Annotated in this window: 12 protein-coding genes; all 12 read right to left on the bottom strand. The window is 48.5% G+C overall.

What is annotated here, in order from left to right:
* Window positions 1–192: 192 nt before the first annotated feature.
* The 12 genes from AC27IB_RS04985 to AC27IB_RS04930 all read right to left on the bottom strand — a co-directional run bounded on the left by AC27IB_RS04985 (window position 193) and on the right by AC27IB_RS04930 (window position 16,524).
* Complete coding sequence (locus AC27IB_RS04985) at window positions 193–2,514, bottom strand: efflux RND transporter permease subunit (protein WP_487119353.1); 2,322 nt, start codon at window positions 2,512–2,514, stop codon at window positions 193–195.
* 9 nt (window positions 2,515–2,523) lie between these two features.
* Window positions 2,524–3,561, bottom strand: a complete 1,038-nt coding sequence (locus AC27IB_RS04980) for a WD40/YVTN/BNR-like repeat-containing protein (protein WP_487119351.1) — start codon at window positions 3,559–3,561, stop codon at window positions 2,524–2,526.
* 64 nt (window positions 3,562–3,625) lie between these two features.
* A complete protein-coding gene (locus tag AC27IB_RS04975) occupies window positions 3,626–4,993 on the bottom strand; it encodes a DUF1329 domain-containing protein (RefSeq protein ID WP_296053615.1) in 1,368 nt (455 codons plus the stop codon).
* A gap of 18 nt (window positions 4,994–5,011) precedes the next feature.
* Window positions 5,012–7,075 carry a DUF1302 domain-containing protein gene (locus AC27IB_RS04970; RefSeq protein ID WP_487119349.1) on the bottom strand — a complete coding sequence of 688 codons (2,064 nt, stop codon included), beginning with the start codon at window positions 7,073–7,075 and terminating at the stop codon, window positions 5,012–5,014.
* A gap of 199 nt (window positions 7,076–7,274) precedes the next feature.
* Window positions 7,275–7,511, bottom strand: a complete 237-nt coding sequence (locus AC27IB_RS04965) for a DUF2835 family protein (protein WP_487119347.1) — start codon at window positions 7,509–7,511, stop codon at window positions 7,275–7,277.
* Complete coding sequence (gene pepN / locus AC27IB_RS04960; RefSeq protein ID WP_487119345.1) at window positions 7,501–10,101, bottom strand: aminopeptidase N; 2,601 nt, start codon at window positions 10,099–10,101, stop codon at window positions 7,501–7,503. Before pepN ends, AC27IB_RS04965 begins: the two co-directional genes overlap by 11 nt.
* Window positions 10,102–10,121: 20 nt before the next feature.
* Complete coding sequence (gene nhaC, locus AC27IB_RS04955; RefSeq protein ID WP_487119343.1) at window positions 10,122–11,585, bottom strand: Na+/H+ antiporter NhaC; 1,464 nt, start codon at window positions 11,583–11,585, stop codon at window positions 10,122–10,124.
* A gap of 10 nt (window positions 11,586–11,595) precedes the next feature.
* The gene (locus AC27IB_RS04950) at window positions 11,596–12,930 is read right to left on the bottom strand and encodes a sodium-dependent transporter (protein ID WP_296046863.1); all 1,335 of its coding nucleotides are present in this window, start codon (window positions 12,928–12,930) and stop codon (window positions 11,596–11,598) included.
* A gap of 126 nt (window positions 12,931–13,056) precedes the next feature.
* Window positions 13,057–15,096, bottom strand: a complete 2,040-nt coding sequence (gene prc / locus AC27IB_RS04945) for a carboxy terminal-processing peptidase (RefSeq protein WP_487119340.1) — start codon at window positions 15,094–15,096, stop codon at window positions 13,057–13,059.
* 4 nt (window positions 15,097–15,100) lie between these two features.
* Window positions 15,101–15,763: an RNA chaperone ProQ gene (gene proQ / locus AC27IB_RS04940; RefSeq protein WP_487119523.1), complete on the bottom strand. Its 663-nt coding sequence runs from the start codon at window positions 15,761–15,763 to the stop codon at window positions 15,101–15,103.
* 21 nt (window positions 15,764–15,784) lie between these two features.
* Window positions 15,785–16,069, bottom strand: a complete 285-nt coding sequence (locus tag AC27IB_RS04935; RefSeq protein ID WP_296046858.1) for a hypothetical protein — start codon at window positions 16,067–16,069, stop codon at window positions 15,785–15,787.
* Window positions 16,066–16,524: a GAF domain-containing protein gene (locus tag AC27IB_RS04930; RefSeq protein ID WP_487119338.1), complete on the bottom strand. Its 459-nt coding sequence runs from the start codon at window positions 16,522–16,524 to the stop codon at window positions 16,066–16,068. The genes AC27IB_RS04935 and AC27IB_RS04930 overlap by 4 nt, the downstream gene beginning before the upstream one ends.
* Between the last annotated feature and the right edge of the window lie 64 nt (window positions 16,525–16,588).

Here is a 16,588-nt window from a genome sequence, read left to right as displayed (position 1 = left end):
CTCTACCTAATGATGATTTTATAAAATAGAATTTTATTTAAGTATAGATTGTACATACATATTTTCTCGAAAATATGACTGAATTAAAACCCCTGTTTTTACATCATATTTACATTTTGGGTAAGTATTCAGATTATGCAAATAAAAAGGAGCCCTGAAGGCTCCTTTGTTGGTTACTTATGCGAAAAAATATTAATTTTCCGAGCGGTTGAACCATAGCAGTCTGGCCAGCGCCGGTAACACTACAATGGCACCGAGCATATTCACCAGGAACATGAAGGTAAGGAGGATGCCCATATCGACCTGGAACTTGAGTGACGAGAATACCCAGGTGCTAACGCCAATGGCCAGTGTTATACCGGTAAACAGCACCGCACTGCCCCGCTCTTTGAGCGCCTCAAGGTAGGCTTTTTCCACCGGCATACCCTGCTTGATCAGGCCGTTCATGGTCGACAGAATATAAATACCATAATCCACACCAATCCCTACACCCAGCGCAATCACCGGCAAGGTATAAACCGTCAGGCCAATACTCAGATAGGTCATTAACGCCTGAGCCAGTACCGATACCACATACAACGGCAGTACCACGGAAATCGTTGCGCGTAGCGACCGGAAGCTCAGCAAGCACAATATGATGACGGCACCAAACACATACATCATCATTGGTGTTTGCGCTGCCTGAACCGCTTCATTGGTGGCCGCCATTACGCCTACCGGACCCGAAGCCAGGCTAAAGCGGGTGTTATCTGTTTGATATGCTTGTCTGAAGTCCTTCACTGCATCCACCACACGGGTAATGGTTTGCGCTTTGTGGTCTTCCATAAACAGAATGATTGGCATCACCGAACAATTACCGTTAAGCAGACCCGAAGACGTGGGTACGCGAGAAATTGCCTGCACCAGTGTTTGCTGATTTCGCGGCAGTACCTGCCATTTAGGGTTCCCTTCGTTATAACCGGCATTAACCACCTTCGCTACCGAAGCCAACGAAACGGCAGACTGAACGCCATCCACATTGGTCATCTGCCACTGAAAGTCATCAATGGCGCGCATGGTGTCGTAGCTAGTGCAGGCTTCCGGGGTAGTTTCAACCAGTACCGAGATATAATCCACGGTCACTTCGAAACGGTCGGTGATCAGCGCAGTATCCTGATTATAGCGGGAGTCCTGATGCAACACCGCTGCACCGGCCTGAATATCACCAATCTGCATTTGTTTGGACTGGACAAAACCCAGCGCAAATAAAATACCGGTAACCAGCACAATGGTAATGGCGGATTTTTTTCTGCAGCAAACATCGAGAATATGCCACATCCCTTCTGACTTCGCTTCTTTACCGGCAAAACGGTCAAGGTAGTGTTCCGGGAAACGAATAAAACTCATTAATACCGGTAACAGAATCAGGTTGGTCAGGATTATCACAGCCACACCCAGACTGGCTGTAATGGCCAGTTCTCGAATAATACCGATATCAATAACCAGTAACGTTAAGAAACCGATAGTGTCTGACAGTAAGGCTATTCCACCCGGGATGAGCAGCGCTCGAAATGCTGCCATGGCTGCTTGTTTAGCGTTATCGCCTTTAACAACATTTTTCTCCACCGCATTGATCATTTGTACGCCGTGACTCACGCCTATGGCAAACACCAAAAACGGAACCAGTATCGACATGGGATCCAGCCCAAAGCCCAGCGTGGTCAATAAGCCCATTTGCCAGACCACTGCAATCACCGAACACATAATCGGTAGTACGGTCAGCATTATATTGCGGGAGAAGAAGTACACCATGAAGGCGGTGATCACAATCGCAATGGCAAAGAACAGCACCACAAATTTGGCACCGGTTGCCACATCGCCAATCATTTTGGCAAAACCGATAATGTGTACGCTTACCTGATCATCCTCAAACTGACCACGCAGCTTGGTTTCCAGCTCATCAGCGAGCGCCAGCGTGTTAAGCGCTTCACCGGTTTGTGGATCCAGCTCCAGTAACTGCGCCGTGACCATGGCACAACGGTAATTGTTCGACACCTGACGGCCAACAATTTTGGCCTTCTCAATATTGGCCGCCACCGTATCCAGGGCATGTGGATTAGATGAATCAAAATCGGCCGGGATCACCGGGCCGCCGGCAAAGCCACCTTCAACAATTTCGGTAAACCGTGTGGACGGTGAATACAATGACACCACCAGTGAGCGGTTAACACCGTTGATGAAAAACAGTTCATCATGGACATTTTTCAACGTGTCAAAGAAATACTGATTAAATATATCACTGTCTTTGTCGCAAACCGCTACCAGTACATTGTTCGCCCCACCAAAATCTTTGCGGTGCTCCATATAGGTTTGCATGTACTCATGGTTTAACGGGATGTTTTTTTCGAATCCGGCATCGAGCTTCATACGCGACGCCTGAAACGCCAGTACCAGGGTAGCGAAGATAAAGAGGATGATAACCAGCGGCCGATTATTAAAAATCAGACGCTCTAGAACTTGACTAAAAGAAGACATAACTACAAGTTAATCCAAAGAAAGTGAATAGATGCCATCGGCGGCAGTAACAACCGTTTGGCCATCAACGGACACCGCATTTAACAGCGCAGATTTACTCTCGGTTTGCGAAACACTTACGCCTGCCGACGGTGAACAATTATTGGTCGGCGCGGCATAGGGGTCGAACGGTAACGTTTGTAATGGCAAAGAAGCGTTTACCATTACCCCATTGTTGCCAATAAAGGCCAGTTGCTCAGGGCGGCTAATAATGGAATTTAAGGTGGCAGTACTACAGGTTTGCAAGGTTTCCCATTGCTCGCCATCTTCACTAACCAGAATATTACCGCGCAAGCCGGCAGCAACCATTAACCCGGAGTCCAGTTGCACAAAGTCGAAAAATGAACCGGTATATTCTGATTCAAGCCGTTGCCAGCTCTGGCCGTCATCGTCGCTCATAGCCAGTAACCCGGCTTCACCGGCAATCAGTAAGTTACCGTCCTGACCGCGGGTGATACGGTTTAAATGGGGTAATATGGAATTTAACTCCAGTTGATAGAATTCTTCGTCTTCCTTACGGATCTCTTCGAGATATTCGCGGTCATAAGGATTAAGAAATTCGGCATGTCGAACGCTGTTCCAGCTTTCACCGCCATCACTGGTTTGATAAAACAATCCATAGGCACCAATGGCAATGCCACGACGGCTATCGAAAAACATCACATCTAAAAACGGGCGTTCCAGTTCCGGTTGATACAGTTGTACCTGCCACTGGGCGCCACCATCGCTCGAATGCATGATGATGGCATCATGACCGACCGCCCAGATATGCTCACCAACCAGAGTCACTGCCGTTAGGGTGGATTGGGTGGGGACCGTAATCTGACTAAAGTCGCTGTCGGCCCGTTTAATTAGCACGTGGCCGCGTTCACCAACAGCAACCGTGATATCGCCAGAGGCAATATCCAGTAATAAGGATTCTTTAACAAGGGGTGCCTGATAAGACTGCTCAGCATGCAATGCAAAAGAAACTAACAACAGTAGCACCGAAGAAATGGATTTACGCATTAAGACGTTTAGCCTCCGTCTGATTAAGAAAACGGTTGGCAAGGCCAACCGTTATTCTGAAGTGTTATCTCATGCCTTCGCGGCGTAATGCCTGAGGCGTGAACTCGGCTTCTCTTGGATTAATCGAGAAGTCGTACATTTTCTCTTCATTATCCAAACCAATTGCCAGGTAACGGCGTGAGTTCAGGTCGTGATAAACGTCCAGCGTTGACCACTGAGTCGGGACTTCGTAGTAGTTCACACCATAGGCCACAGCAACACGGTAAAGTTCACCACGGTTGTCGTACATATCGGCCAGTTGGATCTGCCAGCTGTCTTCATCGATATAGAACACACGTTTCTGATAGATATGGCGTAAGCCTTCTTTCAGCGTTGCCTCAACTACCCATACACGGTGTTTTTCCCAACGGGTTAAATCGGGGTTTACGTGATTGGGCTTAAGAATATCTTCGTAGCTTACTGAATCGCCGTGCAAGGTGTAGTTGTTATACGCAACGTACATTTCTTTCTTGCCTTTCAGTTCCCAGTTATAACGGTTTGGCGAGCCGTTAAACATATCGAAGTCATCGGTGGTACGCAGACCATCCGCCGCAGTTCCCGGCGTATCATAAGCGATGTTAGGTGCCAGACGCACACGACGCTGACCGGTGTTGTAGGTCCAGGCTTTACGTGGTTCCTTTACCTGATCCAGGGTTTCGTGAACCAACAGTGCCGTACCAGCCAGACGTGCAGGCTCGGTTACTTTCTGTTTGAACATAAACAGCACGTTGTTTTCCAGCAGGCTCTCTGGCGTAGCGTTTTCCTGTGAGTATTGAATTAACAACTGCTCATCGAAACCAATAACGTTGTAGTCGCCGCCAGCGGTTACCGCTGCCTGCCCACCGTTACGCTGAACCGCTGGTCCGCGGTAACGGGCAATGTGGTTCCAGATTGCTTCCAAGCCATTTGCCGGGATCGGGAACGGGATACCTACGGCCGCTCCGGCCATACCGTTACCGTCATCCAGTAAGGTAGCGCGAGTAGCGTTAGCTTTGGTTGCATCGTAAACAAATTGCGGGTTTGAAGCTGAACGATGGGTTTTATATACCGGTAATTTAAAAGTGTCCGGATAAGTTTCGAACATCTTCTTTAAACCTTCTGATAACTGGTCAGCATATTGCTGATAGTTGGCAGCGGTAATCTCAAATTCAGGTGCTTCACCGGCATACGGATCCGGGTGAAAATCCCCGGCGCTATAACCTGAAGGCATAGACGTAATACCACCGGTCCAGGCTGGGATTGAGCCATCCGCATTACCCGCCTTTTCACCACCAAGCGGCGTTAATTCTGTACCTAGTTTAGCCGCATCCGCGTCACTAACTTTTGCCTGTACAGGCACTGTCGTCAGAGCAACCGTCAGGGCTGCTGCAATAATTCCAAATTTTTTCATCATAACAAATACTACTCTTATCTAGATTGCATACTTGATGTTGAACGAAACGAAGTCGCGGTCAGCCAGTTGGTTAGTGGTACCAATACCACCCCAGAATGCACTATAAGAGGCTGTCGCAGACCACTTACTCAAGTAATCAAAAGTGAATGAAACGTTGGCTGATTTTGTATCCTCAGTGAACAGGAATAATGGGTCCGGCGTGGTACCTTTCACGTCATGTGAAAAAGTCACCCGGGTCCGCAGATTAATTCCGGAAAACACGTTGTTATGATCAGCCACTGCCAGTAGTCGATAACCCCAGGCATCATCCGTAGCAAATGGGTTAGTTTCAGGTCCGTTTGATAAGCCTGTATGTAAACCGGTACGCGGATTACCTGTTTCAGTAGGCTCCAGCGACGGTGTACGACCGGTACCCGGTGCATTAAGACGCACTACCGAAGGATCCGGGAAATCCACAATATTAACATACCCTGCTTCACCCAGCAGGATCAGGTTGTCGGTGCCAAGTGCCGGACCAAATACATGTGATACGGTGAACTGCGCCTGCCAGGTATCTGAGAACACGTAACCTTGCGCGGTTTCTCCCGGACCGACAGCCCGGTCAATATTATTTAACTGAGATATACCGGCTAAATCCGGGCGTAAACCCGCATTCGCCAACTGCTCAGGCATCCCCATGTAAAGTAATTCTACATCATCAATCTGCAGCGGTTCATCCTGACGGTAAGCGAACTCACCGGCAAGGGCCGTGGTACCGATATTGGTATTGAAGCTAAAACCATACAGTTTAATGTCTTCGGGATAATAAAACTTCGCTTCGGTGAACGCCTGTAACTCAGTAATGTTATCGCGATTAATGTTATGGCTGGCAATGTAGGCCAAATCTTCCGCAATCGCCGCGCTGGTGAAGTTCGAGGTTTCCCCTGAAATTAACGGACGCTGACTATGGTAATTGATATGGTAGAAACTCATTTCAGTTTCATTCAGCGCTTCGGCAAACCAGGTTAACCGTAACCCGTACTGCCCCTGATCATCGGCATCCACATGAGCCGCATCGCTGTAACCGCGAATAGCCACCTTGGTTGGATAGGCAAGGTAGGCCTGACCAATCGCCGCAGGATTGCCGCCGGCACGCAGCGCATCACCCAGTCCGTTTAATGACGACAACAGGAAATCCAAATCGATATCCGGGTTACCGGTAAAGCCTAACTGAACGTTATTAGCCTGACCGCCCTCGCCTGCAAAATCGTTGGTGGCAAAATAACTACCGGCAACCGGTAACCAGCTGCGCTCCCATTCGTACTGATAATAAGCGGAGACACTAACATTCTGGGTAAGGCCCAGTTGCGCAAAGACCATTCCCACCGGAATGAAGACTTCTTTGAGTTCTGCACCCGGTGTGCGGGCACGAGTAACGTCTACCGGGTTAGTGGTATTGATACCGTGCTGAATGAAGGTACTTTCCCCCCAACTGACAACCTGCTGACCAACCCGAACCGTTAGCGGGTTATCGCCAATCCACCAGTCGCCATAGAAGAACGCGTCGAGCAAACGCACGTCTGTACAAAGCAGTTCTTTGGCTTTTGGATCGTCACACAGCTCGGTGTTCTGTCCGGTAATGGGATTGTCCCATGGACGGTCGTTGTCCATTTGTTCAAAATCATAAAACCAGAAACCACGAGCGAAAAAGCCGATATCGCCATAGCGAATGTCTAGTTCGTGGTTACCGGAAATTTGAGTAGAGAATGCTTCGCCTGAATCGTGTGCCAGGTTACCCAGATCACCATTACTGGAGTAGGCACCATTAGCCAGCGCCCATACATCGCCACTGGGATAGATAACATTGGTCGCAGCGTTATAACCCGACCAGTTAAACTGAGGATGATTACTGTTACCAATTAAATTGTAGTCGCGGTCTTCAACACGAATACTGGTAGCCAGTGTCAGGTTAGTATCCAGCGATACGGATACATCACCAAAGTCCCATGAAGCGGCACCGGCTGGTAGCGAGGCGGCACCTAAAAAGGCAAAAATTCCAGCTGCGATAGGCGATTTCTTAAATGCGCTAAGCCTGGTTATCATAATTTTTATACTCCTGATTCAACAGTAACCTGCTGATAAAACGACAAACTCATCGGTTTATTTAACAAAATGATTACATCATTTTACACAGATGGCAAGAACTAATCGTACCAGTTGAAAAAAAGCAGCGTTTTTAATCTGTTACAAAAATAGAGTCTGGTAAGAACGTTCTTAACCGCTTGATAGTTATAGTTCAAATTCAGGCAACGCGCTCAAAAGATTTAATTTTATTTTGCGCAGTTACCACAAGCCTGAAGCGGCCATAAAAGCCACGACTATCAATAAATTGGCGAATGCGGCCCGATGGTACCTGCACCCGCTCGCCGGAATCAGCGGTCAATACCACAACCGGTATTGAACCGCTGTAAAGGAGCTGACACTGGTGGTATGGCTCATTTACCGAAAAAAAATATACTTTATCGGTGTTATGAATCATGTCCGTAGGCCAGCGCTTTACTGACTTTTTCGTAAAGATCTTTACTCAGTGACGCATCGTCAAGTAAGCGGGACAACTGCTGTCGCATCAGTGACTGACGTGCTTCAGCAAAGTGTTGCCATTGGGTTAATGGCGTAACTAACCGGGAGGCAACCTGTGGATTGGTTTTATCCAGTTCTAACAGGTAGTCGGTCAGAAATCGGTATCCACTGCCGTCATCGGCATGGAAACCTGAAGTATTGTAAAAGGCAAAGCTGCCAATCACCGCGCGAACCCGGTTAGGGTTTTGCTGGCTGAACTGGGGATGCTGGCGTAATAAAGTCAGCTGCGCCAGAATATCACTGCGATCGCAGGTGGCATGTAAACCAAACCACTTATCCAGCACCAGCGGATCGTCGCGCCAGCGTTGTTCAAACTCATTCATCAGGTTATTAAACAACACTAAATCGAACTGTTGTGCGGCTTTCAGCGCCCCCAGTGTGTCTGACATATTATCGGAGCCTGAAAACTGCTCCTTGATCAACCTTTCCGCCAGCGGTAATTCAGCCAGTAGCGTGAGCACCACATTCTTACAGCGGCGAGAACTGACCTGCTGTGGCTCGTAGGCGTAAGAGTCGGCCTGATTGGTTTGATAAATAACCAGTAATAAATCAGACATAAACTCGGCCAAATCATGGCTAAATGCCTGTCTGGCTTCGTTTAAGGCGTGAACATCTATATTGTCACGGCTCTGGCAAAGCGTTTCAAAACTCGGCACAACCAAACACTCACCGAGGATCTCAGGGTTGTCCTGGCTCGCTTCAACCGCTTCATACAGGCCTTGCAAAATGGCTTTTTCAACCCGTTGCGGGCTGCCCAGATAATATTGCTCAATGCACCAGTTATACAACTGCTGAATGGCATCCCAACGGCTAAATGCATCGTTGGCAAAACGGAAGGTATGCAACCATTCCAACGGTGTTAGATCGGAAGTCAGTTTAACCGGCGCGGAAAAGTTACCCAGCGCTACCGGCGTTATATCACTCCCTTTACCGGTAAAGGTTAATTCAGTTACCGGTTTATCCAGAATAACCAGATTATCGAGGAACATGCCGCTATCTGGCGCTACGTGCTGGCCATCGGCCGCCAGAAACTCAATTTGCAGCGGAATATAGAGATCGTGCTTATCGGTCTGGTCAGCCGTTGGCAGGTTTTGCTGGGTCAGCGTTATAGTCAGTTTATCGCTGGCGCCATCGTAATCGCGTTTAACCACAACACGAGGCGTGCCCGATTGACTGTACCAGCGGGAAAAATGGGTTAAATCAATATCGGTGGCCGACTGCATGGCAGATACAAAATCATCACAGGTGACGGCCTGGCCATCATGACGGCGAAAATACTCGTCCATTCCTGCTCTGAAACCGTCGGCACCAAGCAAGGTATGCATCATACGAATGACTTCAGCGCCTTTATCGTACACCGTCACGGTGTAGAAATTATTCATTTCTATCACCTCATCCGGTCGAATGGGATGACTCATGGCACTGGCGTCTTCTGCGAATTGATGCTCACGCATCACCCGTACTTGTTTGATACGGTTACTGAGCGGTGAGCTCATGTCACTACTAAACTGCTGATCCCGAAAAACCGTAAGGCCTTCTTTTAAGCTTAGCTGGAACCAGTCGCGGCAGGTTACCCGGTTACCGGTCCAGTTATGGAAATACTCATGAGCAATCACCGACTCCACGTTAAAGAAGTCTTCATCGGTGGCTGAAGCCTGATCGGCCAGGACAAATTTACTGTTAAAGACATTCAGCCCTTTGTTTTCCATAGCGCCCATATTGAAGAAATCCACTGCGACGATCATATAAATGTCGAGGTCATATTCGAGTCCGAATACTTCTTCATCCCAGCGCATGGAGCGTTTTAAGGCCTCCAGAGCAAATTCACCGCGTTGGCGTTTACCCTGGTCTACGAATAACTCCAGTGCTACCGACTTACCGCTTTGTGTAACAAAGGTATCGGTTAACTGATCAAAGCTGCCTGCTACCAGCGCAAACAAATAGCTTGGCTTGGGAAACGGGTCCTGCCAAAGGATCCAATGGCTGCCGTCTGCGTTGCTGCCCTGTTCAATGGGGTTACCGTTTGCCAGCATGGTTGGCAGACTGGCTTTTTGGCCAGTTATCTTTACGGTAAAACGCGCCAGTACGTCCGGGCGGTCGAGATAATAGGTAATACGGCGAAACCCTTCCGCTTCACACTGGGTACAGTACACACCATTAGACAAATACAGTCCTTCCAGGGCTTTATTTTCTGAAGGGTTGACCTGGGTAACGATACGCAGAGTAAAGGCATCAGGTACATTATTCAGTACCAGACCGGTGTCGGTTTGCTGATAGTCGCCAAACGGCAGATCATCAACCACGACTTCCAGCAGTTGCATGTGTTCACCGTCGAGCTCAAGAGGGGCGTCTGCCGCACCTTGTCGCGTAACCTTCGTCTCGCTGACCACTCTGGTTGCAGTGGGATCCAGCGTAAAGTCGAGGGCAATATCAGTAATTGTAAACTCAGGCGCGCGATAATCTTCGCGGCGTTTAGCCACTAGCGTCATTTCATCTCCTAACAAGATGTTTATTTTGCTGCAGTCACAGACTCAGGCGGATCAAGACGGAGAATTTTAATTCCCAGATAAGCATAGATCACTGCCATCACCGGACTGATTAAGTTAAAGAAGGCAAAGAAAATATATTCAAACGGATGCACCATTAATACACCGTGCATGTAAGCACCGCAGGTGTTCCACGGGATAAGAGGTGACGTAATGGTACCGCCATCTTCCAGACTTCTGGATAAGTTTAGCTGATCAAGTCCGCGCTTGGCGTACTCATCTTTATACATACGACCCGGCATCACGATAGCCATATACTGATCGGAAGTAATCAGGTTAGTACCAATGCAGGTCAGGATAGTTCTGCTGACCATAGCACCGGCCGTTTTAGCGCCATGCAGGATGGCACCGACAGCGCGTGTTAATAACCCTACCCGCTCCAGCACCGCACCAAATGACATCGCACAAACAATTAACCAGATGGTATTAAGCATGGAAGACATACCACCACGGCTCAGCAGACTGTTCAGGTTATCGTCGCTGGTATTAAAACTAACGCCGTCAAATAACGCCGTCCAGACCACCTTCAAAGCCCCCACAGAAAACGAGTCAGCGCTGTCTTTCATCGTTTGAACAACGTCAGGCTGAAAAATCAGGGCCCAAACACCGCCCAGCAGCGCGCCAATACCTACGGCAGGAAAAGCCGGCATTTTGCGTACCGCCAGTGTTAACAGCACGATCAAAGGGACCAGCATGAAAATATTGATGTTAAAGGTATCATCCAGTAGCACCTGCATCTGCTGGATTTTCTCGGCAGATTGCACGCCTGACTCGCTCAGGCCGATGATCACAAACAGGATTAACGCCAGCACAAAACTCGGAATGGTGGTCCATAGCATATAACGAATATGCTCAAACAGGTCGGTTCCGGCTACGGCCGGTGCCAGGTTGGTAGTTTCGGATAAAGGTGAAATCTTATCGCCGAAATAAGCACCGGAGATAATCGCCCCGGCCGTAATAGCCGCAGACATATCCATTCCGGCAGACACGCCCATCAGTGCAACACCCACCGTTGCCGCTGTAGTCCATGAGCTACCAATACTCATTGCTACAACCGCACAAATAATACAGGTGGCGGCATAGAACATACTGGGATTTAGCAGTTCGAGGCCATAATAAATCAATGTGGGGACGGTACCGGCCAGCATCCACGTGCCTATCAGCGCGCCCACTACCAGCAAAATAAGACAGGCACCCAGTGACACCGAAATGCCCTGAATAATGCCTTTCTCAATGTCATGCCACTTATGACCATTCTTCATACCTATGATCGCCGCCAGGCCGGTGCCGATAAGCAGTGACACCTGGTTGGGTCCATAAGAAGAATTGTCGGCGAATAAGTACACCGCCGTGCCCAGCATCAGAATAAGTGAAATAACCGGGATAAACGCGTCCATTAGCGTTGGCTGTTTAATGTCTCGGGTCATGATGATTTCCTTATGCAACCGAACGATAGAACATCAGTAAGATGACCAGCGGACAAACAAATTTCACGTACCACGGCCAGATTTTCCAGAATAAACGCTGTTCCATATCCGGTGCGCTGACTTTTAGCTCTGCCAGAATTTCGTTTCGCTTCCATACCCAGCCAGCAAAAATACACAGCGCAAAGCCTAATAGCGGCTGACTGTATTTGGTAGTAAGGGCAATAACGAATCCAAACAGCGTGGCGAAATTAAAGATAATCAGCGCACTGGCCGCAAAGATAATCAGTGACACAATCAGCACCGCTTTCGGGCGTGAAAGATTTCGGCTTTCCGACAAATAAGCTACTGGGACTTCCAGCATAGAGATGGAGCTGGTTAACGCGGCAATCACCATTAAGGCAAAGAATACGGTTGATACCACAACGCCAATAGGGCCGATGGTATTAAACAATGCCGGCAGCACGGTAAAGATTAGCTGGTCACCGGCAATTAAGTCACCGGTCGACGAGAAGATTTCCACGCCATTATTCAGCGCTACGTACATGGCCGGAATAATCAGCATACCGGCAATAATCGCTACACCGATATCCACCAGAGCCACGGCTGCGCCGATAGTGGGTAAGTCTTCCTTTTTACTCATGTATGAGCCATATACCAGCATGGTACCTACACCGAGCGACATAGAGAAAAATGCCTGCCCCATGGCATCTATAAGCAAATCAGGGTTAAGAACAACTGAAAAGTCGGGTACCAGGTAAGCTGCCCAGCCTTCACTGGCGCCAGGCTGAAAACTCACATAAACGATCAGCACCCCCATCAGGATAAACAGGGTTGGCATTAAACGGACCGACCACCGCTCGATACCTGCTTTTACGCCGCCGAGCACAATGTATGAAGTCAGGCTCAGAAACAGCGCGCAAAACACAAGATTGGTACTGAGTGAATAGCTGGTTAACCAGTCACCCACCGCTTGTGGGGCTACCGGACGACTGGCCGATTCAGCAAAAAAAGCGATCATCCAGCCGCCAACGATGGCGTAAAAGGCGAGGATCAAAGACACCGTTACGCAGCCCCATAACCCCGTAAGGCGGCCTAAAGGATTGCGGGTAATTTGCCCCAGTGAATCGACCATGTTGGCGCGATGCGCGCGGCCAATAACCAGCTCTGCCATTAGTACCGGATACGCCAGCGCAAAAGCCAGCAACAGGTAGACCAAAACAAAAGCTGCGCCGCCATTACTGGCTACCTGAGTTGGAAAGCCCCAGATATTGCCCAACCCCACTGCTGAGCCGGCAGCTGCCAGTATAAATCCGATACGAGAAGAAAACTCACCACGAACCGCCATACACGTTGTTCCCTTTATTATTGTTTTATATATATTTTAATACTGTCGTTAGTATTTGTGATTTGTGTGTCTGATGCAATGAAAAAAGGGCTGACAATGCGGTCAGCCCTTTAATGAAGCGAAGTACTAGCTACGGGTTAGTGCGTATTTCCCCGTGTTTACCATATCAAGCGTAATGTTGGCGGCTTCCGTCAGGTACGGATCCAGCTCTTCAAGCTCTTCAGGCAGGTCTTCAAGATCCTCTACTACTGGCAGACCCATTCGGGTGAGTCGCTCATTAGCACGGGACAATGCTTGTTCTTCATTTTCTTTTTTCTCAGCCAGGCGTTCTGACTCAACCAGAGAAATAAAGTCTTTGTCTTTATTTTCTTTGTACTTTTCGATGTCTTTCTGAATATAACCAAATTCAGGATCCTGCATGATACGTGCATTGTGCTTGGCGGCCAGTACATCCAGGGCACTTTGGGTATCCCCAAAGGTGGTGTAATTGGCGCGCTTGATGCTATCCCACGGTAATGCGTTCTCTTCCTGACTCTCGCCCCACTCTGCCGGATCAATTGGCGATGGGAACGGGATATCCGGTACAACACCCTTATGCTGGGTACTGCCACCATTTATACGGTAGAACTTAGCGATGGTGTACTGCACGCTGCCCAGCGGGTTTTCGTACAGGTCGTAAATACGGCCCAGACCTTTATGCTGTTGCACGGTACCCTTACCAAAGGTTTGCTCACCAATGATTAAAGCGCGGTTATAGTCCTGCATTGCCGCGGCAAAGATTTCAGAAGCCGAGGCACTGTAGCGGTCTACCAGCACGGTCAGCGGGCCCTGATAGGCTACTTTACCGTCTGTATCCTGATTAACGCTCATACGGCCGCCTTCATAGCGGATTTGCACTACCGGCCCCTGCTCGATAAAGAGACCGGATACCAGTGTTGCCTCAGAAAGTGAACCGCCGCCGTTACCACGCAAATCCACAATAATGGCTTTAACGTCTTCTGACTTCAGCGAGTTAATTTCCTTTAACACATCAACATGGAGATTGTTGTAGAAACTCGGAATAGAGATTACGCCAACTTTTTCATCCATGTGCGGACCTGATTCAGGCACAAACACTTCTGATTTGGCTGCGCGATCTTCCAGTTTGATTTTGTCTCGGATCAGCGTAATGACCGATACAGTGGTACTTTCAGTTGCGCCTTTTTGCACCTGTAAACGTACTTCACTGCCTTTCGGTCCTTTGATCAGCTCTACTACGTCGTCAAGACGCCAGCCAATAACATCAACAAACTCTTCGTCTTCCTGGGCGACGCCAATAATTTTGTCTTCCGGCTTAATGGCCTTTGACTTATCGGCCGGTCCGCCAGGCACAATGCTCTTGATAACGGTAAAGTCATCTTCGCTTTGTAATACAGCGCCAATGCCTTCCAGTGACAAATTCATGTCCATCTGGAACCGCTCAGCATTTCGCGGTGACAAATAGCTGGTGTGGGCTTCGATGCTGCGAGCAAACGAGTTCATCACCGTTTGAAAGACGTCTTCACTCTGCGTTTGCTTAAGTCGCTTAATCGCACGCTCGTAACGTTTGGTAAGCAGTTCTGTAATTTTATCCTGCTCTTTACCAGCCAGTTTCAGGTTCAGCGCGTCGTACTTAACCCGCTGACGCCATAACTCATCGAGTTCAGCCTGATTGGTTGGCCACGCGGCTTCTTCGCGATCGTAATAAAATTTGTCACCTTCTTTCTCGAAATTGAACTCACCGTCCAGCAGCGTCAATGCATACTCATAACGGTTAATTCGGGATTCAAGATTGCGGTTGAACATATCGTAAGCTACCTGCAGATTGCCGCGCAGGATGGCCTCGTCAAATTCGTCACGATGCTTATTGAATTCAGCGATGTCAGACGCTAGAAAGATATTTCGATTTCCGTCGAGAGACTTAAGAAAGCGGTCATACACTTTCTCAGATAACGAATCATCCAGCTTAATCAGTTTGTAATGTTCACGGGTGAACAAAGTACTGATGCGCTTTGCCGCGGAGGAATGCTGCGGCTCTTGCTGGAGAATCGGCAGATCTTCGACACTATTGCCAGATGTAACCGCTCCGGCTCCTACGCTTAACGCAAGAATTGCACTGGCAACGGAAATGCGAAGTATATCTTTCATATTACTACCTCTTAGAACGTGCTAAACGCAGTGTTTGCGGATTAACCTTTACTACCATCCCCGTATCAAGTTGAACATGCACACCATCTTTTGCTACTTCGGTAATGACCGCATGCATCGGCGCCTTGCCTAATTTTACCGTTACCGATGTACCAACGGTTAAATCGGCATCAGACAACTTGGCCGGGGGCGTCTTTATTGGTCTGCTATTTTTCGATTTAGTTCCGTTATTATAGCGTCCGGCAGGAGATTTACCCGCTTTGTCGCCGTTATTCGCCGCAGATGAACGGGCATCTTTCTTACGATTTGCCTGTGCAGCCTGTTTGCGCTTCTCAGCAGCTTTGGCCTTACTTTCGTCCAGTTGCTTCTTGGCGTGTTCTTCGTGCTCTTTTTCGATTGCCGCATCCTGATTACCATCCAGATCAACGCGAAAGTTACCTTTCTTGATGCTGTACAAATAGCGCCAGCTATTTGTGTAATGGCGCAGGCTCGAGCGCAGAAGCGTTTTACTAACGCGCTCCTCTTCCTCGAGGCGCTCGGCAAGATCTTGAAAAATGCCAATTTTAAGGGGTTTTGCTTCACCTTCTAAGGTAAAACAATTAGGAAATGTCTCGGCAAGAAAGGCAATAACCTCTTTGCTGTTACTAAACTTCTGTGATGATTCCATCAATGTCAATGTGTGTCAGTGTTAATCCAGATTGTCTGCATCATCCCAAGTTGCTAAGAGATGGTCAACCCAATCAAGCAAATCATCATCATTTACGTACAATAAATTGTCATCCTGATGCCAAATTGACCAGGTATGGGCCAATATTTTCTCTAAACGCTCGGTTTCGATGTCTTCTTCAGCGCGATCGTAGACCATATGTAATACCGTATTGAGGCGTTCAGCGGCCTCATCCGGATCGTCAAAGATATCTTCCATATCCTGCCAGGTGGCCAGTACCACCTGAATATCGACCATGTGCTTCATGACAATTCAGCCACCAGGGCATCAACAATCGCCGCCAGACCCGCTTCATCGTCTGCACTAAAGCGGGATAATTTCGGGCTATCGATATCCAGCACGCCCAGCAGGTCGCCATTGACTACCACAGGAATCACAATTTCAGACTCAGAAGCCGCGTCACAGGCGATATGCCCGGGAAATGCATGGACGTCGTCTATGCGCTGAATACTGTTGGTTTGTGCCGCCGTGCCACACACGCCCTTCCCCATAGGAATTCGTATGCAGGCTGGCAGCCCCTGAAATGGCCCGAGCACGAGCTGTTCGTCTTTGTACAGGTAAAAGCCGGCCCAGTTTACGTCATCCAGATTGTGATAAATCAGGGCGCTTAAATTGGCCAGGTTAGCTATTAAATCGGGCTCGCCGGCGATCAGGCTTTTGGCTTGCTCAAGTAATTGAGGATAAAGACTACGGTTATTCAAAATACAACTCTCAAATATAAAACGCTAAGACCGGCGAAGTGTAGCAGTTCCCTCAAAAAAGGTT

This window comes from Alteromonas sp. 4NH20-0104, assembly GCF_057547795.1.
The sequence above is the reverse complement of the archived record's forward strand: the minus strand, read 5'-3'. Positions and strand labels throughout refer to the sequence as shown.